20 protein-coding genes and 1 pseudogene are annotated in these 20,366 nt (G+C 69.1%); 14 read left to right on the top strand and 7 right to left on the bottom strand.

Annotated elements, in window-relative coordinates; genetic code table 11:
- Positions 1-46: 46 nt before the first annotated feature.
- The 7 genes from AC5WJ1_RS18645 (at position 47) to ggt (ending at position 8,177) form a co-directional block, all read left to right on the top strand.
- The gene (locus AC5WJ1_RS18645) at positions 47-1,243 is read left to right on the top strand and encodes a CaiB/BaiF CoA transferase family protein (RefSeq protein ID WP_494476871.1); all 1,197 of its coding nucleotides are present in this window, start codon (positions 47-49) and stop codon (positions 1,241-1,243) included.
- Entirely contained in the window at positions 1,236-2,375 is a 1,140-nt protein-coding gene (locus AC5WJ1_RS18640) for an acyl-CoA dehydrogenase family protein (RefSeq protein WP_195431520.1), read from the top strand. The genes AC5WJ1_RS18645 and AC5WJ1_RS18640 overlap by 8 nt, the downstream gene beginning before the upstream one ends.
- Before the next feature lie 223 nt (positions 2,376-2,598).
- Entirely contained in the window at positions 2,599-3,660 is a 1,062-nt protein-coding gene (locus AC5WJ1_RS18635; protein WP_135703770.1) for a PAS domain-containing sensor histidine kinase, read from the top strand.
- Positions 3,657-4,325 carry a response regulator gene (locus AC5WJ1_RS18630; protein ID WP_133095248.1) on the top strand — a complete coding sequence of 223 codons (669 nt, stop codon included), beginning with the start codon at positions 3,657-3,659 and terminating at the stop codon, positions 4,323-4,325. Before AC5WJ1_RS18635 ends, AC5WJ1_RS18630 begins: the two co-directional genes overlap by 4 nt.
- Before the next feature lie 136 nt (positions 4,326-4,461).
- Positions 4,462-5,730, top strand: a complete 1,269-nt coding sequence (locus tag AC5WJ1_RS18625; RefSeq protein ID WP_133095247.1) for an amidohydrolase family protein — start codon at positions 4,462-4,464, stop codon at positions 5,728-5,730.
- A 38-nt stretch (positions 5,731-5,768) separates the two neighbouring features.
- Positions 5,769-6,305, top strand: a complete 537-nt coding sequence (locus AC5WJ1_RS18620) for a DUF1097 domain-containing protein (protein WP_135703772.1) — start codon at positions 5,769-5,771, stop codon at positions 6,303-6,305.
- A gap of 153 nt (positions 6,306-6,458) precedes the next feature.
- Positions 6,459-8,177, top strand: a complete 1,719-nt coding sequence (gene ggt, locus AC5WJ1_RS18615) for a gamma-glutamyltransferase (protein WP_494476994.1) — start codon at positions 6,459-6,461, stop codon at positions 8,175-8,177.
- Between the two features lie 11 nt (positions 8,178-8,188).
- Here the strand turns inward: ggt and AC5WJ1_RS18610 are convergent, their stop codons facing one another.
- Both AC5WJ1_RS18610 and AC5WJ1_RS18605 read right to left on the bottom strand, forming a co-directional pair.
- The gene (locus AC5WJ1_RS18610; protein ID WP_133095245.1) at positions 8,189-8,413 is read right to left on the bottom strand and encodes a DUF3820 family protein; all 225 of its coding nucleotides are present in this window, start codon (positions 8,411-8,413) and stop codon (positions 8,189-8,191) included.
- 90 nt (positions 8,414-8,503) lie between these two features.
- A complete protein-coding gene (locus AC5WJ1_RS18605) occupies positions 8,504-8,902 on the bottom strand; it encodes a hypothetical protein (RefSeq protein WP_135703773.1) in 399 nt (132 codons plus the stop codon).
- A 331-nt stretch (positions 8,903-9,233) separates the two neighbouring features.
- On the opposite strand from AC5WJ1_RS18605, the gene AC5WJ1_RS18600 reads away from it, so the two are divergent.
- Complete coding sequence (locus tag AC5WJ1_RS18600; RefSeq protein ID WP_195431527.1) at positions 9,234-9,542, top strand: hypothetical protein; 309 nt, start codon at positions 9,234-9,236, stop codon at positions 9,540-9,542.
- A 154-nt stretch (positions 9,543-9,696) separates the two neighbouring features.
- Entirely contained in the window at positions 9,697-10,533 is an 837-nt protein-coding gene (locus AC5WJ1_RS18595; protein WP_494476870.1) for a universal stress protein, read from the top strand.
- Between the two features lie 41 nt (positions 10,534-10,574).
- On the opposite strand, the pseudogene AC5WJ1_RS18590 reads toward AC5WJ1_RS18595, so the two are convergent.
- The 3 genes and pseudogenes from AC5WJ1_RS18590 to sorA form a co-directional block, all read right to left on the bottom strand.
- Positions 10,575-10,715, bottom strand: a pseudogene (locus AC5WJ1_RS18590) (SRPBCC domain-containing protein); the annotation flags it as partial.
- A gap of 78 nt (positions 10,716-10,793) precedes the next feature.
- The gene (sorB, locus tag AC5WJ1_RS18585; protein WP_133095241.1) at positions 10,794-11,450 is read right to left on the bottom strand and encodes a SorB family sulfite dehydrogenase c-type cytochrome subunit; all 657 of its coding nucleotides are present in this window, start codon (positions 11,448-11,450) and stop codon (positions 10,794-10,796) included.
- Between the two features lie 10 nt (positions 11,451-11,460).
- Complete coding sequence (sorA, locus tag AC5WJ1_RS18580; protein WP_494476869.1) at positions 11,461-12,723, bottom strand: SorA family sulfite dehydrogenase catalytic subunit; 1,263 nt, start codon at positions 12,721-12,723, stop codon at positions 11,461-11,463.
- Between the two features lie 297 nt (positions 12,724-13,020).
- Here sorA and AC5WJ1_RS18575 point away from each other — a divergent pair, with 297 nt between their 5' ends.
- From AC5WJ1_RS18575 to AC5WJ1_RS18565, 3 genes are read left to right on the top strand one after another with little or no spacing between them, the layout of a single operon-like run.
- On the top strand, positions 13,021-14,370 hold the full coding sequence (locus AC5WJ1_RS18575; protein ID WP_494476868.1) for a uracil-xanthine permease family protein: 1,350 nt from the start codon (positions 13,021-13,023) through the stop codon (positions 14,368-14,370).
- A 19-nt stretch (positions 14,371-14,389) separates the two neighbouring features.
- Positions 14,390-15,850, top strand: coding sequence for an amidohydrolase family protein (locus AC5WJ1_RS18570; RefSeq protein ID WP_494476867.1), 1,461 nt, complete (start codon positions 14,390-14,392; stop codon positions 15,848-15,850).
- Between the two features lie 2 nt (positions 15,851-15,852).
- Entirely contained in the window at positions 15,853-16,560 is a 708-nt protein-coding gene (locus tag AC5WJ1_RS18565; protein WP_116319688.1) for a sulfite exporter TauE/SafE family protein, read from the top strand.
- Between the two features lie 4 nt (positions 16,561-16,564).
- On the opposite strand, the gene AC5WJ1_RS18560 is transcribed toward AC5WJ1_RS18565, so the two are convergent.
- Together AC5WJ1_RS18560 and AC5WJ1_RS18555 are read right to left on the bottom strand one after the other, a co-directional pair.
- A complete protein-coding gene (locus AC5WJ1_RS18560) occupies positions 16,565-17,602 on the bottom strand; it encodes a LacI family DNA-binding transcriptional regulator (RefSeq protein ID WP_494476866.1) in 1,038 nt (345 codons plus the stop codon).
- Between the two features lie 53 nt (positions 17,603-17,655).
- On the bottom strand, positions 17,656-18,591 hold the full coding sequence (locus AC5WJ1_RS18555; protein ID WP_195431543.1) for a LysR family transcriptional regulator: 936 nt from the start codon (positions 18,589-18,591) through the stop codon (positions 17,656-17,658).
- Between the two features lie 153 nt (positions 18,592-18,744).
- Between AC5WJ1_RS18555 and AC5WJ1_RS18550 the strand changes: the two genes are divergently transcribed.
- Both AC5WJ1_RS18550 and AC5WJ1_RS18545 read left to right on the top strand, forming a co-directional pair.
- Positions 18,745-18,951 (top strand): DUF3311 domain-containing protein, encoded by a 207-nt coding sequence (locus AC5WJ1_RS18550; protein ID WP_133095235.1) that lies wholly within the window; start codon positions 18,745-18,747, stop codon positions 18,949-18,951.
- 12 nt (positions 18,952-18,963) lie between these two features.
- On the top strand, positions 18,964-20,346 hold the full coding sequence (locus tag AC5WJ1_RS18545) for a sodium:solute symporter family protein (RefSeq protein ID WP_434034174.1): 1,383 nt from the start codon (positions 18,964-18,966) through the stop codon (positions 20,344-20,346).
- The last annotated feature ends 20 nt before the right edge of the window (positions 20,347-20,366 follow it).

The raw sequence follows: 20,366 nt of genomic DNA, 5'->3' as shown, positions 1-20,366 counted from the left end.
CCTGCGCTGCGCAGAATCGGACCACCAGCCCTTGAGGAGCAAGACCATGACGCATTCCAACCTGCCTGATGTGCCCGATCTCCCGCTAGCCGGCCTGCGCGTGATCGATTTCTCGCGCGTGCTCGCCGGCCCGTATTGCACCGCGTTGCTCGGCGACCTCGGCGCCGAAGTCATCAAGGTAGAGCCGCCCGGCGGCGACGACTATCGCGCGGTCGGTCCCTTCTCCGACGGCAAGAGCGGCCTGTTCTCGGCGATGAACCGCAACAAGCAGAGCATCGTGATCGACCTGAAGACGGACGACGGCCTGGCTGTCGCCCGCGCGCTGTGCCGCGGTGCCGACGTGGTGGTGGAAAACTTCCGCCCCGGCGTGGCGGACAAGCTCGGCATCGGTTACGCCGCGCTGCGCGAACTGAACCCGCCGCTGGTCTATGCCAGCGTGTCGGGCTTTGGCCAGACCGGCCCGGAATCGCACCGCCCGGCCTACGACATCATCCTGCAGGCGATGTGCGGGCTGATGGACGCCACCGGTGCGCCCGACGGCGCGCCGACCATGCTCGGCGAGGCCGTGTCCGACGCCGTCAGCGGCCTGTTCGCCTCGTGGGGCGTGCTGGCCGCGCTGCTGGCGCGCGAGAAGACGGGGCGCGGCACGCATGTCGATGTGTCGATGTTCGATGCCACGCTCAGCCTCAGCGCCACGCTGGTCGCGCGCTACGCCGCCACCGGGCTGGCGCCGCGGCGCGTGGGCAACCGCCATCCGTCGTCGGCGCCGTTCGGTGCGTATCGCGCCGCGGATGGCTTCTACGTGGTGGCGGTGCTGAACAACAAGCTGTTCCAGGCGTTGGCCGACGCCATCGGCCAGCCCGCGATGGCGCACGACCCGCGCTTTGCCGATGACGAGACGCGGTGCCGCTTCGAGTCCGACCTGCGCGCCATGCTGGAGAGCTGGTCGGCGACGCGCACGGTGGCGGAGGTGAACGCCGTGCTCGGCGCCGCCGGCATCCCGGTCGCGCCGATCCGCAATGTCAAGCAAGCGCTGGAAAGCGAGCACGCGGCGCATCGCCGCCTGCTGACCGAGGTGCCCGGCACGGACGGCGGCACGGTGCGCCTGCCGTCGCAGCCGGTCAAGTTCTCTGCCTACGGCGCCAACCGCGTGACGCCCGCGCCGGCGCTGGGCCAGCACACTGGGGCCATCCTTGCCGCGCACGATTTCAGTAATTTCAATAAGGAGAAGCAACATGCATAAGCGAATGGGCGTCGAAGCGGAAGACCTGGAGATCGCCGACGCGATCGGCCGCTTCGCGCAGAGCGAGCTGGCCCCGAACGCCGCCGCGGTGGATCGCGACGAAACCTCCACCACGCGCTACGTGCCGCAGCTTGCCGAGCTCGGCCTGATGGGCATGAACCTGCCCGAACGCTGGGGCGGCACCGAGACCTCGCCGGTCGCGCTGATCCTGTCGCTGGCCGAAGTCGCGAAGGCCTGCGCGTCGACCTCGTCGATGATCGGCGCGCACTACCTGGCCACCGACTCCATCCTGATCGGCGGCGACGACAGCCTGCGCGCACGCTACCTGCCCGACGCCGCCGCCGGCCGCAAGCTTGGCGCGTTCGCGCTGACCGAGCCGCGCGCCGGTTCCAACCCCGCCGACATGGCCACGCGCGCCACCCCCGAAAGCGACGGCTACCGCCTGCGCGGCGTCAAGCACTTCATCTCCAACGCCGACGCCGCGGACTTTATCGTCGTCTACGCCAAGACCGATCCCGCGGCCGGCACGCGCGGCATCAGCGCCTTCGTGGTGGACCGGCACAGCGCCGGCGTGGAGGTCGCGCCCGCCGAGAAGCTGATGGGCATCCGCGGCGCGCCGGCGCACGAGGTGGCGCTGGACTGCTTCGTTCCCGCGGCAAACCGGCTGGGAGCGGAAGGCAGCGGCTTCCGCACGGCGATGAAAGTGCTCGACAACAGCCGCCTCGACGTGGCCGCCACCAGCCTCGGCATCAGCGAAGCGGCGCTGGCGTGCGCGGTCGACTGGGCCAGGCAGCGCCAGGTCGGCGGCGAGCCGCTGGCGCGCAAGCAGGGCCTGCAGTGGATGTTCGCGGACATGCGCACGCGGCTCGAAGCCGCCTGGCTGCTGACGCTGCAGGCCGCGGTGCGGCGCCGTGACGGCGAGCCCTTCACCGAGCATGCATCGATGGCCAAGCTCTATGCCTCGGAGACGGTCGCCTTCGTCACCGATACCGCCTTGCAGATCCACGGCGGCTACGGCTTCACGCGCGAGATGCCGCTGGAGCGGCTGGTGCGCGATGCGCGCATCCTGCGCATCTACGAAGGCTCGTCGGAGATCCAGCGCGCGGTGATTGCGCGCGCGGTGCTGGCGTAGGGCGTGCGCCGCAAGACGCCCCGACTGCATCCGTTGCTCTCGCCCATTCAGGAAAACGACAAGGGCGCAGCCGCCCGCCGCTGGCTATAGTCTGCGAGGGCCGGGGCTTGCCAGCGCGCCGATTGCGCAATTTATGCGCAATTGGCATGAATGCATGCGCGTCCCGAATCAATCCGAAGGACCGGAGTGGCAGGGCGGAGGGCTGCCTTGCAAAGGGGGAGGCATGGATGTCGAACTGCAGCGCGCCATATTGAACAACATCCCGGACCAGGCCTGGCTGAAGGATGCCGGCTCGCGCTACGTGCTGGTCAATGACGCGTTCATGGCCGCATGCGGACGGACCGAGGCCGAGATCGTGGGCAGCACGCCGGACCAGGTCTGGTCGGCGGAATGGGGCCAGGTCTACCTCGATACCGACAAGGCGGTGGTCGACAGCGGCGTGCGCCGCCGCTACGAAGAAAGCCGGCATGGCAAGGACGGCAGCGTGCGCTGGTTCGACACCATCAAGATGCCGATCCACAACCCGGGCGGCGAGGTCATCGGCACGGTGGGGATCTCGCGCGATATCACCGACCGCAAGCGCTCCGAGCAGGAACTGCTGGCCTCGCGCGCGCAGCTGCGCGAGCTGTCCGCGCACCTGCAATCCGTGCGCGAGGCGGAACGCACCCGCATCTCGCGCGAGCTGCACGATGAGCTGGGGCAGTCGCTGACGGCGCTGCGCCTGGGGCTTAGTTACATCGAGGCGCAGCAGGGCCCGGCTGCCGACGACGCGTACCGCAAGCATGTGCAGATGCTCAAGGAGATCGCCGATTCGACCGTGGAAGCCGTGCAGCGCATTGCGGCCGACCTGCGCCCGCCGGTGCTGGACGAACTGGGGCTGGCCTCGGCGATCGAGTGGCTGGTCGAGTCATTGTCGGAGCGCACTGGCATTGCCTGCGAGAAGGCGCTCCAGCCGGTGGCGGACCTCGGTGCGGAAGTCAGCACCGCGGTCTTCCGGATCGCGCAGGAAGCGCTGACCAATGCCTGCCGCCATGGCCAGGCCGATCGCGTGCGCGTCGAGCTGGCCGAGGCGGGCGGCATGCTGCGGCTGGTGGTCGCCGACAATGGCTGCGGCATCGATACTTCCGTCACCGGCCGCCGCCGCAGCCTGGGTTTGCTCGGCATGCGCGAGCGCGCGCTGATGCTGGGCGGCAAGCTAGTGGTGAGCAGCGAGAAAGGCCACGGCACACGCATCGAGGCTTTGGTTCCGCGCGATGCCGGTATTGCGAGCGGAGACAGCAGATGATCCGCATCCTGCTGGCCGATGACCACACCATCATCCGCGACGGGCTGAAGAAGATCCTGTCCACCGTGCCGGACATGCAGGTGGTGGCCGAGGCCGCCGACGGCAACGAACTGCTCGCGCTGCTGCGCGCCGGCCTGCCGGACGTGCTGCTGCTGGATATGTCGATGCCGGGCCGCAGCGGCATCGTGCTGATCCAGCAGTTGCAGGCCAGCTATCCGGCGCTGCCCGTGCTGGTACTGAGCATGTACCGCGAGTCGCAGTACGCGGTGCAGGCGATCCGCGCCGGCGCTGCCGGGTATCTCACCAAGAATGTCGAATCGGACCAGCTGATCAGTGCGATCCGCAAGGTGGCGCGCGGCGGCACCGCGGTCTCGGCCGCGATCGCCGACAAGCTGATCGGGCAGGCGCGCCAGCCGCTGGCGGCCTTGCCGCATGCCCGGCTGACCGCGCGCGAACTGCAGGTGTTCCAGATGCTGGCCGAAGGGCAGGGCATCAACGAGATCGCGCTGACGCTGTCGCTCAGCGGCAAGACGGTCAGTACGCACAAGGCCAACATCCTGGCCAAGCTGGAGCTTTCGTCGACCGCCGGGCTGGTGCACTACGCCATCCGGCACGGTCTGCTGGCGGAAGCGGGCGAGCCCGGGGAGGCGAGCGTTATCCCATAGCATTGCTGCGGCGCAGCTAGGCCGATCCTTAGGTCGAATTCAGCCGATCCTGATGCAGCCGGCGCGCGCCGGCACCTACGCTTCAGGTCACGGGGCAGCGGCTCCGGCAGAACGACAAGACCTGAGGAGACACGCCATGCAGCTGGACCTGCTGATCCGGGATGCGTGCGTCCGCGACGACGCGCCCCTGACCGACATCGCCATCCGCGACGGGCGCATTGCCGCCATCGAACCCGGCATCGACGCGCCGGCGCACGAAGTGATCGAAGCCGGCGGGCGCGCCGCCATCCCTGGCCTGGTGGAACCGCACCTGCACCTGGACAAGGCGCTGCTGCATCGCCGGCTGCCCGCCCGGCTGGGCACGCTGGACGAGGCCATCCGCGTCACCGGCATCCTGAAAAGCAAGCAGCAGCGGCACGACGTGCTCGACCGCTCGCGCCAGGTGCTGGACATGGCGGTCCGGCATGGCACCGTCGCGATCCGCGCCCACCCCGACGTCGACCTGATCCAGGGGCTGATCGGGGTGGAGACGCTGCTGGAGCTCAAGGCGGAGTACCACGACCTGCTCGACCTGCAGATCGTGGCCTTTCCGCAGGAGGGCATCCTGAAGTCGCAGGGCACGCGCGAGCTGATGATCGCGGCCATGGACATGGGCGCCGACGTGGTCGGCGGCTGCCCTTACAACGAGCTGAGCTGGGCCGATACCGTGCGCCATATCGACATGGTGTTCGAGCTGGCGCAACGCTATGACGCGCCGGTCGACATGCATGCCGACTTTGCCGACGATACCGCCGACCAGCGCTTTGCCGCGGTCGACTACATCGCGCGCAAGACCATCGAATGCGGCTACCAGGGCCGCGTCTCGCTTGGCCATGTGACCAGCCTGGGCGCGCTCGACACGGCGCAGCTGGAGCCGCTGGTGGCGCAATTGCGCGACGCCGGCATCAGCATCGTGACCCTGCCCGCGACCGACCTGTACCTGGGCGGGCGCAAGGACGCGCAGAACCAGCGCCGCGGGCTGACGCCGGTGAAGGCGCTGCATCACGGCGGGGTCAACGTCGCGTATTCGTCCAACAATATCCGCAATGCCTTCACGCCGTTCGGCAAGGCCGACATGCTGCAGATCGGCAATATGCTCGCGCACGTGGCGCAGTTCGGCGTGCCGGAGCACCAGCTCGCTGTGCTCGGCATGGGCACGCACAACGCCGCGCGCGCGATCGGGCTGCAGGACAGCTATGGCCTGGAAGTGGGCCGGCAGGCCGATATCGTGATCCTCGACACCTTCAAGGTGGCGGACGCGCTGATCGACATTCCGCCGCGCCTGTGGGTGGTCAAGCGCGGGCGGATCACGGTGGTGACGCAGCACCGCTGCGACATCCGCCGGCACCATTGCTGCGCGCACTGAACCGCCCCAACCCTTTCAAGGCTTTCCAGGAGACGATCATGAAGAAGCTGCCTGCCGAAGTCGTGGCCTCGCTGCTGGCCATCACCACCGTTCCCATTGCCGCGCATGCGTCGCACCTGCCGCCGTGGGCCATCTTTATCAGCTGGGCCGCCACCTTTGCCATGGGCGGGCCCACGCCGGAGAACCTGAAGAAGATCTGGCCGACCTTGCCGGTGGGGTCGCTGTTCGCGTTCGTGATCGTGCTGTGCTTCCGGCAGGCCGCCGAGCAGTACTCGGGGCCGGCGCTGATCGCGGCGGAGATGGTGATCCTGTTCATGCTCAACGCCGGCATGATGTTCCTGGCGCGCGTGTTCTACACGCTGCGTTTCATTCCCGGCATGTTCTTCGGCTTTGCCTCCTACTTCGCCACGCTGTTCGGGGGCTTCGGGCCCACGCCGGGCGATCCCGTCGCCGCGCTGGGTGCCGTCATTGCCATGAATGCAATGGGCCCGGCCTATGCCTGGATCAAGGCGCGCTACTCGGCGCCGGAAAGCCTGGTCGAGCGGTCGTGGCAGGCGCACAAGCGCGAAGCCTGAGCCGCCATCGCATCGTCATCATCGCGGCTGCCCGCGCGGCGACAGCACGGGGCAGCCGGTCTTTCCGGGGGAACGGGCATGGAACACAAGGGCATGGAACACAGCGGCATGGAAAACAGCGGCATGGAAAACAGCGGCATGGAAAACAGCGGCATGAAACATACGATTGAAGTCGACCCCTGCGGCGGCACCTCGCGCAGGGCTTTCCTGGCAAGTTCAGCAGCGCTGGCGGGCAGCACGATCCTGGCGCCCGCAAGCGCCGAGGCGGCGCAGGACGCCGCGCCCGCGGCGCGCGGCGTCCTGGCGCATTCGGATGCGGGCATGGTCACCAGCCCGCATGGGCTCGCCAGCCAGGCGGGACTGGAAGTGCTGAAGGCAGGCGGCAATGCGATCGAGGCAGCGATTGCGATCGGCGCGGTGCTGAGCGTGACCTATCCACATTTCACCGGTCTGGGCGGCGATGCCTTCCTGGTGACCAGCGACCGCGACGGCAACGTGCGCTCGTTCTCCGGGATCGGGCAGGCCGCCGCCGAAACGCCGGGCTACAGCGGCGCCATCCCGTTGCGCGGGCCGGGCGCCGCGCTGACCGCGGCCGCGACGGTCGCGATCTGGGACCGCGCCTATGCCTTCGGCAAGAGCCAGTGGGGCGGTACCCAGTCATGGTCGACGCTGCTGGGGCGCGCCACCGAGTACGCCGCCAACGGCTTCCCGGTCACGCCGTCGCAATGCTTCTGGCAGGAGTTCCGCGCCGCGGACCTGCCGGCCTGGGGCGGCTTCGGCCGCGTGTTCGCCCCCGACGGGCGCATGCCGAAGCCGGGCGAAATGTTCCGCCAGCCCGAACTGGCGCGCACGCTGGAGCGGCTGGCGACGCAGGGCGGGCGGGAGTTCTATGAGGGCGACATCGCCGGCCGGCTTGCGGCAGGGCTGGCGCAGGCCGGCTCGCCGTTGCGCGCCAATGACCTGGCGCGCTGCCAGGCACGCGAGGAAGTGCCGCTGCGCGTGGCCTACCGTGGCGGCGAACTGCTGGGCCTGCGTCCGCCCACGCAGGGCGTGACGACGCTGGAGATCATGGGGATCCTCGACCGCTTCGACCTGTCGGCCGTGCCCGAGGGCAGCGCCGACTACTACCACCTGCTGGTCGAAGCCGTGAAGCTGGCGTTCCTGGATCGCAATCGCTACGTCGCCGATCCCGATTTCGTCGACGTGCCGGTGGACCGGCTGCTGTCGCGCCGGCACCTCGATGCGCAGGCGCAACGCATCCGCATGGCACGGGCCATGCCGTGGCCGCATGTGTACCAGCCCGGCGATACGGTGTACATCGGCGCGGCCGACCGCGAGGGCCGCTGCGTCAGCATGCTGCAGACGGTGTATTTCGACTGGGGCAGCGGCGTGGTGGTGGGCGACACGGGCGTACTCTGGCACAACCGCGGCGCATCGTTCAGCCTCGATCCCGCCAGCCCCAACGTGTTGCAGGGCGGCAAGCGGCCCTTCCACACGCTGAACCCGGGCATCTACCTCAAGGACGGCCGCCCCCGGCTGCTATATGGCACGCAGGGCGCCGACGGACAGCCGCAGACGCTGGCGGCGGTGCTGACGCGGATGATCGACTACGGCATGGACCCGCTGACCGCGCTCGGCCGGCCGCGCTTCCTGCTGGGCAAGACCTTCTCCGACAGCCGCGACAGCCTCAAGCTGGAGCAGGACGCCGGCAGGCAGGTGTTCAGTGAGCTGGCGGCGCGCGGCCACCAGCTGAGCCCGATCCCGGCGCAGAGCCAGCTGGCCGGGCATCCGGGCGCGATCCGGATCGGACCGAAAGGGCAGCTTGCCGGCGCGCACGACCCGCGCAGCGACGGACGCGCGCTGGGGCTGTAGCCGGCGCGGTGCTAGCCGCGCCCGCGCAACGGCTTGAGCAGGTGCGACAGGCCGTTGTGGTCGAGCTCGTGCATCAGCGCCAGCAGCCCGCCAATCTCCCCTGGCGGGAAGCCTTCGCGGGCGAACCAGTTCAGGTAGTTGCCCGGCAGGTCGGCAATCACCGTGCCCTTGTGCTTGCCATAGGGCATGGCGACGCTGACCAGCCGCTTCAGTGCGTCGGAATCGAACGGAGTCATGGTGGCGTCAAATCGGCAGGGCGCTACGCTACCACAGCTTGCGCCCGCCGGTCCGCCACCGGTCCGCGCGTTAGCGCGCGGGGACTGGCGTCAGGCGCCGTCGAGGAAGCCGCTGCGCTGGCCCAGGCGGGTGCCGAGCGCATCGGGGGCCAGGCTCATGCTGGCGGGATCGACGGCGCCGGCAGGTGCGGCTGCCTGCATCGGGTCGACCGGGGCCGGCGCCATGCCCGGTTGCGCGGGCTGGCCTGCGGGTGCGTACGGGCTGGCTGCGCCCGGGGCCTGTGCGACCTGGGCGGATGGTGCGGACGGTGCGGGGGCCGGCATGGCTTGCATCGGTTGCGCGGACGGCGCCGGCTGGGTGGCTTGCATCGGTTGCGTGGCTTGCATCGGCTGGGCCGGTTGAAGGGGCTGGGCCTGCTGTGCGAACAGCGGGTAGGACGCGACCATCGCGCCAGCCATCAACAGGGATTTCGCCAGATGTTGCTTCATGCGTGTACCTCCAAATTAGCCTTCAGGCATGGGAAAGACCACTTTAGCGCCGAGGCACCTGACATTCTGTTTGTTTTTGCAACGGTGATTTACCAGCCTTGCCAGGCACGCGTGAGCGGGTTAATTACGCGCGCGATGCCAGCGCCACCGCTTGCCCCTCCACCCTGAGCCCGAAGTGCGCGTGCTGGCCGACGGGGAGTGCGACAGCGCGCCGGGGCGCCACCAGCGCCGCAAAAGCGCCGGTGCGGTTACACGTTGCTACGTGCCTAACCTTCTGCGAACACCTGCCGCCGCGGCGCACCGTTACATTGCCGGCCAGGAGGACATCACCATGCGAAGCATCCTGGCCGCCTGCGCTCTGGCAGGCATCGCAGTCATGGGCCCGGGCACCGCCCAGGCCCGCGTCAACGTCGATATCGGCATCGGCATTCCCGGCTATGCCGTGGCGCCGCCCCCGGTCTACTACGAGCCGGCGCCGGTCTACGTGGCGCCGCCGCCGCCGGTGGTCGTGGCGCCGGCCTATTACGACGACTGGCGCGAACAACGATGGCGGGAGCGCAAGTGGCGCGAGCGCGAATGGCGCGAACAAAGGCGGCGCGAGCGTGAATGGCGCCGCTGGCACGAAGACCACGACGACTGAGTGATGCTGGTGGCAGATGGCGCCTGCCGTCCGTTTCTTGTCGCTTTCCGTGCCGGCCGGATTAAGCGCGGGTTCCGGCCGCCTTGACTCGGGTCAAGGCCCAATCGGTCTTGCGGCCTAGACTGGATGCAAGCAAGACCGAAGCGAGGGCATCATGGCCTACGACAGCATCCTGGTCCACCTGGACGGCAATCCACAGTCCTCCCGCCGCCTGCACCTTGCCGGCCGCCTCGCCAGCGCCGCCGGCTGCCCGCTGATCGGCTTGCTGGCCGGGCGCGTGCCCGACCCCGGCTGGTCCTACCGCATGGACAATGCCCAGCGCTGTCTGGCCGAAGACCAGGAACGCCGCCGGCTGCAGCGCGAAGACATGCACTGCGCCTTCGAGGCCGCCACCCGCGAACTGGGGGTCGTGGCCGATTGGCGCGCGGTCGATCGCGACCCCGTCACGCTGGCGCTGCGCGAAGCGCGCGAGGCCGGGCTGATCGTGTCCGGCCAGTACGATGGCGACAACGTCGAAGGCCCGGTGGCCCGGCAGCTGCTGGAAGCGCTGCTGCTGGAATCCGGCCGGCCCACGCTGGTGGTCCCGTGCGCCGGCGAGTTCAGCACCATCGGCACGCGCGTGCTGCTGGCCTGGAACGGCGGCCGCGAGGCCGCGCGCGCCCTGCACGACGCGCTACCACTGCTGGCTGGCGCGCAAGTCCGCATGCTCGGCGCCCATACCCCCGCCAAGGAGCTGCGTGCCGATGCCACGCCGGTCAGCCACGCGCAGCGGGTGCTGGAGCGGCAGGGCGCCTCGGTCGAAATCGAGCACGGCCCCGGCGGCGCTGACCTGACCATTGGCGAGCTGATCCTGTCGCGCGCCGCGGACTTTGGCGCCGACCTGATCGTGATGGGCGCCTACGGCCATGGCCGGCTGCGTGAACTGGTCCTCGGCGGCGTGACCCGCGTGCTGCTGCAGTCGATGACCGTGCCGGTGCTGTTCTCGCACTGAAGCGCGCGCCGCCGCGCGCCTGCGGCAACCTCCTTGCCGGCTCACTTCAGCTGCGCAGCAAATTCTTCCAGCTGCGTGATGCAGGTATTCCAGCCCTCGTGGAAGCCCAGCTCTTCATGCTGCTTGCGCGTGGCTTCGTCCGGATGCATCACGCGCGCGGTGTAGCGCGTGCCATCGTCTTCGTGGCGACGGCGCGTCTGGCAAGGAGAAAAATGCAAACGCCCCGGCAATGGCCGGGGCGCGAGTTGGCAGGTGGAAATTTATTGCTGGCGCACGTATGCCGCCAGCGCGCGCACTTCTTCCGGCTTCAGGCTGGCAAACGGCGGCATCGGCACCGCACCCCACTTGCCGCTGCTGCCGCCGCGGATGCTGGTTTCGAGCTTCGCCTGGGCCTGCGCATCGTTCTTGTAGCGCACGGCGACCTCATGGTAGGCCGGTCCGACCACCTTCTGCGTCACGCTGTGGCAGCTCAGGCAGGCATTCTTTGCCAGCAGCCCCTGCACGTCGACGCTCGCGGCAGCGGCGCCGGGAGCAGGCGCCGCTGCAGCCGGCTTGCCGGCCTTCTGCGCGATCGCCACGATCTCGGGATCCTTCGCCTTGGCCGAGCCATAGGCCACGGCCAGGTAGGCGCCGAGCTGCTCGACTTCGGCATCGTCGATCGGCGCGCCGTAGGCCTGCTGCATCTTCTTCATCTCGGCGGTCCACTGCGCCAGGCTTAGCCCGGGCGGCTGGTAGGAGACGTAGTCGGCCGAATGGCAGATCGCGCATTTCTGCATGGCGATGCCGTAGCCCGGCAGCCTGGCGGGCTTGAGCTTGACGTTTTCCGCCGGCAGCTTGATGTCCTGCGGCGCGGCGCCGGCATGGCCGGCACCGAGCAAGGCGAGCGCCAGCAGCGCGGGGGCGATGGTTGCTTTCATGGCGCGTTCCTCAGGCGATGGTGACCGGCGTGGCTTCGATGACATTGCGGCGGTAGCCGGCGGGGTTCCAGTTGGCCTTGGCCGGCTGGGTCTCGCCCTTGTTGCTGGTGGCGCGCACCATCAGCACCGCGGGGCCCTTGCGGGCGAACTTCACCGGCAAGTGCCACGCGCGGAACGAGAAGCGGCCCAGGTCCTCGCCGAGCTTCGCCGCCTGCCAGTTCTGCCCGCCATCGACGGAAACCTCGACCGTGCGGATGCCCGAGCCGCCGTCGAAGGCAATGCCCTTCAGCTCGACGGTACGGCCGGCCGGCAGCCTGCCGCCGTTTTCGACGCTGGTGATAAAGCTGCGCACGGCCAGCGTCGAGATCGGCCGCGTCTTGGCGGCCGGCGTACCGGGGGCCACGCACTGGCAATCGTTGTCCGGCACGCGGTAGCCCTTGGTCATGAAGAACGCGTCATGGCCCTCGAACGGGTGGTCAAGGACTTCGATCTCGGACAGGTGCTTGATCCAGTAGGTGCCGAAATACCCCGGCACCACCAGCTTGAGCGGATAGCCGTTGAGCAGCGGCAGGTCTTCGCCGTTCATGCCCCAGGCCAGCAGCGGCTCGCCGTTCATCGCATGCGCGATATCGAGCGACTTGCGGAAGTCCGGCGTGCTCGGCAGCACCGGCGTATCCATGCCGTTGAAGGTCACCACCTTGGCGCCAGCCTTGATGCCCGCATGCTCCAGCACCTTGCGCAGCGGCACGCCGGTCCAGCGCGCATTGCCCATCGCGCCGTTGGCCAGCTGCGCGCCGAACACGCGCGGCTCGCCGAAGCCGCGGCTGTTGCCCGAGCACTGGTTCACCGCCACCACCTCGACGGGATCGGCCAGCTTCTTGAGCTCGTCCAGCGACAGCCGCAACGGCTTGCCGACATGGCCGCCCACGCTCAGCCGGTAAGTGTTCAGGTCTACCGACAGCGGGATGTTGGCCAGGTGATAGCGCACAAAGAAGGCGTCGTTGGCCGTGATCGGCCCCTCGTTGAACGTGGAGAAGGGCGTTTCCAGGTGCGGCGGGCGGGTGCTGACGCGCACCAGCGGGCGCTTGCCCGGATAGCGCACCAGCGGACGCGGGCCGTCGGCGAGCGTGACGCCGTCGGTCGCCTTTGCGGCAAGGGCGCCGAGCGGCGAGGCGAGCAGCGCGAGCCCGCCAGCATGGCGGACGAAGCGGCGGCGGGTGGGGCCAGGCTGGGGGGCGCCGGCAAGGCCGGCGGGCGTGTTCTTGTCTCGCATGGGGGCGTCTCCTTGGCGCTCGCGGGGGCGTGCGCGATGCGTTGTGGCGCTCACTTTGCGCCTGCGACGTTAGCTTGTGAAACGGGTTTTCCTGCTAGCTGTTATCGATTCAGTCGATATAGGGGCCGCCCGGCAATGGCCGGAGAAACCGCTTGCGTCGCAGTTTCCATTTCCCTACACTTACCAAAACGTTTTTGTTAGCGGAAATTCATAACATCTGAGGCGAACTGCGCACAGACGCAGCGGCTGGCCGCCGGCCACCGCACAACGCCCGTACACCAAACGAGGAGCCTATTCATGTCCCACGCCGCCCCCGCGCCGGTGGACGAACTGCTGCCATGGCGGCGCCTGTTCGTCTTCGGCCTCCAGCATGTCCTTGTCATGGCCGCGTCGCCGATCGCGTCCGTGTTCCTGATGAGCAAGGCGCTCAACTTCCCGCCGGCGCTGGCGGTGCAACTGCTCAGCGCCACCTTCGTGATCTGCGGCCTGGGCACGCTGCTGCAGTCGCTCGGCAAGCGCGGCATCGGCGCCAGGCTGCCGTTCGTGATGCTGCCCGGCGGCGCGCCGATCGTGCTGTTCATCCTGATCGCACAGCAGACCGACGTCCAGACCGCGGCCGGCGCGGTGATCCTGACCGGCGTCTTCTACTTCTGCGTGCTGCCGGTGTTCCGGCGCTGCCTGCGCTATTTCCCGCCGGTGGTGGTGGGAACGATGCTGCTGCTGGTGGCGATCAACCTGGCGCAGGTATCGGGACGGCTGATCGCGGGCCATCCGGCAGCGGGCACCACGGTCGATCCGCTCAACCTGCTGCTGGCGTTTGCCACCATCGCCTGCACGGTCGCCGCGTCGCGGCTGCTGACGGGCATGCTCGCGCAGCTGGCGATCCTGCTCGGATTGCTGGGCGGCGCGCTGGTGGCGGTGCTGACGGGTGCCTTCCAAGTCGGCCATGTGTCGATGACGCCGGTGATCGCGCTGCCCACGCCGTTCCCCTTCGGCATGCCGACCTTCGACGTGGTGGCTGCGATCCCGCTGATGGTGTTCGCGGTGATCTCGATGGTGGAGGCCACCGGCCAGACGCTGGCGATCAGCGACGCGGTCGGCAAGCCGGTGGACCAGCAGCGCGACGTGCCGCGCACCATCCGTGCGGATGCGCTGACCTCGCTGGTGGGCGGGATGTTCGGCACCTCGCTGATCATCACCAGCGGCGAGAACATCGGCATCGTGCGCGCCACCGGCGTGCGCTCGCGCTTCGTCACCGCGGTGTCGGGCGCGATCCTGGTGGTGTTCGGGCTGCTGGTGCCGGTGTCGTCGCTGATCAGCGCGATCCCCGAGGCGGTGGTGGGCGGCACCGGGCTGGTGGTGTTCTGCATCGTCGGCACCATGGGCATCGACATGCTGCGCAAGGTCGACCTGCGCCATCACGCCAACATGTATGTCGTCGCGGTGGCGCTGGCCGGGGGCCTGCTGCCGATCCTGGTGCCCGGCATCTACGGCGGGCTGCCGGCCAACCTGCGCATCCTGGTCGGCAACGGCGTGGCCATGGGCGCCATCACCGCAGCGCTGCTCAATTTCCTGTTTTTCCACACGGGCCTGCGTGCCACGGCCCCGGCCCCCGCGGTCGGCGACGATGCCGCCGCCACGCACTGATCCCGCTTCCTCGATTGCAATGACTCGATACGATGCAACCCTGCCGGCCTGGCCCGGCGAAAATGCGCCGGCCCTGCAGCCGGACCTGTTCAGGCAACCCCGCATCCTGCTGCCGGAATGGACGCTGCTGCGCGAGGGCGCAGTGCGCGGGCAAGCGGTGGTGGTGGAGGAGGGCCGCTTCACGGCCGTGGGCAGCGCCGATGAGGTCAAGGCGCGCTTCCCGGAACTGGAAACCCTGCCGCTGCCGCGCATGCTGCTGATGCCGGGCATGATCGACACGCACCATCACCTGACCCAGTCCTTTGGCAAGTCGCTGGTGTTCGGCGAGCCGTCGGAGATTTTCCGCCGGGTGTGGGTACCGCTGGAGGGCAGCCTGACGACGGAGCACCTGTACCTGTCGTCCAAGCTGGCCGCACTGGAATCGCTGCGCGGCGGCTTTACCACCGTGGTCGATGCCGGCACGCGCAGCGACGCGGGGCTGGATGCGATCGCGCGCGCGGTCACCGATGCCGGCGTGCGCTGCGTGCTGGGCCTGATCTGCAACGACAAGCCGGGCGCCGAAACGCTCGACGCCGCGCCGATCCTGCGCCGCGCCGCCGCGCACCTCGACAAGTACGCCGGCGACCCGCTGGTGGCGCCGTCGCTGGCAATCTCGATCCCCGAGGTGGCCTCCGACGCGATGCTGCACCACGTCTACCAGCTCTGCGCCGAGTCCGGCCGGATCTTCCAGACCCACGCCAACGAGCACCTGGTGGCGGTGGAGCGCTCGCTCAACGCCTGCGGCCGCCGGCCCATCGAACACCTGGCCGCGGTCGGCGCGCTGGGCCCGGCGGGGCTGCTGGCGCATGCCACGCTGGTGACGCCGCACGAGATCCGCCTGCTCGCCGATACCGGCGCGGCGGTGGCCTACAACCCCGTGGCCAGCGCCTGGAAGGGCAACGCGGTAGCGCCCGCCGAAACCATGGCGACCTTCGGCGTGCGCCTGGGCCTCGGCACCGACGGCACCCGCAGCGACGCTTTCCGCCTGCTCGACTACGCCGAAGCGGCGCAGCGCTTTGCCTTCGGCATCGGCGTGGGAGATTCGTCGTGCGGCGCCGGCTGGCGCTGGGTCGACATGGCCACGCACGATGCTGCCGAGGTCGCGGGACTGGGCGCGCTGACCGGCGAGATCGCCGCGGGCAAGCGCGCCGACTTCCTGCTGGTCGACCTGGACGTGCCCGAGCTGGCGCCGTCGTGGGACCTGACCTGGGAACTGGTGCGGCTGGCCAACCGCGACCAGATCCGCGCGGTCTTTGTCGATGGCAGCCTGCGCCTGTGGCAAGGCTGGCCCACCGACTGGGATGCGCGCGCGCTGATGCAGGCCATCCACGCAATCGCCGCGGATACCGTCGCCAACGCGCCGATCCGCAAGCTGCACGAAGCGGCCGACGTGCACCGCGCGCGCCATGCCGCCGGCGTCGCAACCGGCGAGGCAGCGTGACGATGGACATGACGTGGTTCAGCGTCGGCGTGGCGGTCTTCACCGGCGCGCTGATCCAGGGCGCGACCGGCATGGGTTTCGCGCTGATCGTGGTGCCGGTGCTGGCGCTGGCCGCGCCGGCGATGCTGCCCGGGGCATTGCTGCTGGCGATGCTGCCGCTCAACGCCTACGTGGCCTGGCGCGAGCGCCATGCCATCGACCTGCGCGGCGCGGGCTGGATCAGCGCCGGGCGGCTGGCGGGCACCTTCGGCGGCTTGTGGGTGCTGGTGGCGATGCCGATGGCGTGGCTCAACGCGCTGGTCGGCGGCAGCACCATCGCCGCCGCGCTGGCATCGCTGCTGGCGCCGGCCTTTACGCCTGGGCGGCTGACCTTTGCCTCGACCGGGCTGATCACCGGCGTGACCGAGACCGCAACCGGCGTGGGCGGGCCGCCGCTGGCGCTGGCCTACCAGCACGCGCCCGTGGCAACGCTGCGCGCGACCGTGGCGCTGTGCTTCCTGGTGGGGGAGGTGATTTCGCTGGTGGTGCTGGCGCTGAGCGGCAAGCTCGGCATGGAGCAGGTGTTCTACGCCGCTGGCCTGCTGCCGGTACTGGGCGTGGGCATGGTGGCCAGCCACCTGGTGCACCGGCGCATCAACCAGCGCATGCTGCGCATCGGCGTGCTGGTGTTCGCGCTGGTCTCGGGCGCGGTGGTGCTGCTGCGCGGCTAAGCGGCTAGGCGGCTGGCGTCGACGAGGCCCGCACCACCAGTTCCGGAGCGGGCCCGGCAATCACCGTGCGGCTGCGGTCGCCGGACAGGTGGGCAAACAACAGCTCCACCGCCAGCGACGCCACCCTTTCCAGGTGCAGGTTGACCGCGGTGAGCGGCGGCTGCGCGCCGCGGGCGCGGATGCCGTCGTAGCGCGTGACCACCAGCACGTCGTCGGGCACGCGCTTGCCCAGGCTTTGCAGGTGGGCCATCGCGCCCACCGCGAACGCATCCACCGGCGCGCACAGCGCATCGAGCTGCGGCATCTGCGCCAGCAGCTGCGCGCAGGCATCGGCACCGCCGGCTTCGCCGCGTTCCTCGGGCGCCTTGACGATATGGCAGGGCAGGCCGGCCGCCTGCGTGAACTCGCGATAGGCGCGCTCGGTTTCCACATATGACTGCCGCGGCGCGGCGCCGATCATCAGGCCGATATGGCGGCGGCCGCGGCCGTGCAGGTGTTCCAGCAGCAGGCGCGCGGTTTCGGCCGATTGCAGGTCGACGCAGGGCACCGGCGTCTCGGTCAGCGGCTCGCGCCCGATCGACACGATACTGACGCCGCGCTCGCGCAGCCGCGCGATATGCGGATCGGCGGCAATCGGCTCGATCACGATGGCGCCGTCGATATCGAGCGTGTCGAGCAATCCGCTGGCGCCTTCCAGCGGCGGCACCAGCACCACGCCAAGCCCGCGGCCCATCGCCGCTTCCGCCGCGATCGCCGCCACTTCCATCATGAAGCCCAGCCGCGACGTCCCGCCCGCCACCGCGAACGGCATCGACGACAGCAGCGCGATGCAGTTGGCGCGGCCCGACTGCAGCCGCTGCGCACGCACGCTGGGCCGGTAGCCCAGCTCCGCCGCGATGCGCTTGACGCGCGCGCGCGTGGCGGGATCCAGCACGCCGCGGTCGTTCAGCGCGTGCGAGACCGTGGTCAGCGACACGCCGGCGGCACGGGCGACGTCGTGAATGGTGAGGCGGCGGGGGCGGTCTGGCGTGGAATCGGTCATGCCGGGTTTGAGCTGGGAATCAGCGGGAGCATACATCAGCGGTGATGGGCAGGTCAGCGGCGCGCGCCCTGCCTGGCCGGCGCCGACGACAATTCCTTCCAGTGCTCGCGCGTGAAGGCGTAAAGCGTCTCCAGCGCCGGCGACAGCGAGCGCGCGGCCATGCGCGCGATGCCGTAGCGGCCGCAGCGGCGCGGGTCGGGGGGCATCGGCACTTCCGCCATCAGGCCCGCGGCGCGTTCCTGCCGCGTGATCGACAGCACGCCGAACAGCAGCGTATCGGTGGCCAGTGTCACGCTGCGCAGCATGTCGAGGTTGTCGCAGTGCAGGGTGAAGAGCTTGTCGGGCGCGGCCTCGGGCCCCCATAGCTCGGCCAGCTGGCGGCTGACGATGGTGCTGAGCGTGGTGGTCGCCACCGGGTAGGCCCGGATCGCCTCGATATCGATGCGGCGCTTGCGCAGGATCGGATGGCCGGCGCGGCACACGAGGCCGGCTGGCAACTCGCCCAGAGGTTCAATGTCGACATCGTCGGCGGCGCGCAGTACATAAGCGTCGCCGACGATGGCGTCGATGGTCTCGCGCCGCAGCGCGTCGAGCAGCGCGCTGGTGGCGCCGGTTTCGGTGCGCACCTTGATGCGCGGGTGCGCCTGCGCCATGTGTATCAGGAACGGCGTTAGCAGCAACGCGGCAGGCGCGGGCGCCACGCCGATCGTCAGCGAGCCTTCCTCGCCCCCGCGCAGCAACTCCAGGTCGCGGCGCAGCTGGCGTTCTTCCAGCCGCATCCGGCGCGCGCGGTCGGCCACCAGTTCGCCGAACACGGTCAGGCGCGCGCGCCGAGCGCCGCGGTCGAACAGCGGCGCCTTCAGCTCGTGCTCCAGCGCGCGGATGCTGCGGCTCAGCGCCGGCTGGGTCAGGTGGACCGCGCGCGCGGCCTCGGAGAAGGTGCCGTGCTCGACGATGGCGAGCAGGTGCAGAAGTTTCTGGGTGTCCATGCGGAATCCCATGCGTGTCAGTTATGGGAGCGGTTCGATATTTGCATTTGAATCATACATCGGCGCTCCCTATGATGACCGGAACACAAGAGCGGGCCGGTGACAGCACACACGGCGCCCGCCATCCACCGTCCATCGGAAACCGGAGACATCATGCTCAAGCTGTTTATCGGCCTCGGCCTGCCATTCATCGGCGTCATCGGGCTGCTGCCCTGGGTGGCGACCGTCGAGCGCTTCGTGCTCGGCGTGCCCTTTATCTATGCCTGGATCTTCGCCTGGTTCGTGCTGACGTCGGGCTGCATGCTAGCGTGCTGGCTGCTGTACGACCGCCATGCCGCCGACGCGGCCCATGAAGCGTGAGGGAGAGCAGCGATGACCACAGCGGTATTCCTCGGCTTTATAGTCTTCTCGCTCTATCTCGCCATCCGCTCGAAGCAGGGCCACGGCGCACAGAGCGTGCATGACTTCTTCGTCGCCTCGCGGCAGTTCGGCGCCTACCTGGTGTTCTTCCTGGCGGCCGGCGAGATCTACAGCATCGGCACCATGGTGGGCTTTCCCGGCGGCATCTATGCCAAGGGCCCGACGTATGGCGTCTGGTTCCTCGGGTACATCCTGCTGGCTTACCCGCTCGGCTATTTCCTCGGGCCGAAGATCTGGCAAGCCGGCGCGCGCTACAACGCGATCACGCTGCCTGACCTGTTCAAGGGCCACTACGGCAGCCGCGCGCTCGAGCTGATCGTCGCCGGATCTTCCATCCTGTTCCTGCTGCCGTGGGGCCAGCTGCAGTTCACCGGTCTGGTGGCGGCGCTCAAGGGGCTGGGCTGGGAGTTCGATCCCGTATACCTGGTGCTGATCTCGGCGGCGCTGGCCTTCACCTATATCGCCATCTCCGGCGTGCGTGCGTCGGCCTACATCGCCATCCTGAAAGACATCCTGATGGTGGTGGCGATCGTCGCCACCGGCGTTGCGGTCGGCTGGAAGGCCGGCGTGGGCGATGTCTTCCATGCCGCCAGCCTGCAGGTCAGCAACCAGATGAACGACACGCAGCTGCGTTTCTCGATGAGCACCATGCTGTTCCAGGCGCTGGGCTTCTACGTGATGCCGTTCGCGGTGCAGAACTTCTTCACCGCCAAGAGCGCCAACACCATCCGCCGCACGCAGGTGGCGATGCCGCTGTACATGCTGATGTACCCGTTCCTGGTGCTCGCGTCGTACTACGCGATCAGCCAGAACCTGCAGCTGGCCTCGCCCAATGAAGCCTTCTTCGCGGCGGCGGTGCGACTGCTGCCGGACTGGCTGCTCGGGCTGGTGACGGCCGGCGCCGCGCTGTCGGGGCTGCTGGTGCTGGCCGGCATCTGCCTGGCGATTGGCCCGATCGTTACGCGCAACCTGCTGCCGGGCATGCCCGAGCAGCGCCAGAAACAGGGCGCCAAAGTAGTGATCGTGGTGTACCTGGTGCTGTCGATCGCGATGACGCTGGCCACGCCCAACCTGATGCTGACGCTGATTAACACCACCTACTACGGCGTGACGCAGTTCTTCCCCGGCGTCATCGTGATCCTGTTCTCGCTGAAGGTGCGGCCGATGGCGATTGCGCTCGGGATCCTTAGCGGGCAGGGGCTGGCGATCGCGCTGTACGCGCAGCAGGCCGATTTCGGCGGCATCAACCTCGGCCTGGTCAGCCTTGCGGTCAACCTGCTGGTGACCGTGGTGGCGAACTATACGCCGCGCCTGGCGCGCGTGCAGCCGGCCTGATCCTTACGACTCATGCAACC

The sequence above is a fragment of the Cupriavidus sp. MEYA8 genome (genome assembly GCF_059278825.1).
Note: the sequence above shows the minus strand (reverse complement) of the source record. Positions and strands in the feature narration are given on the sequence as shown.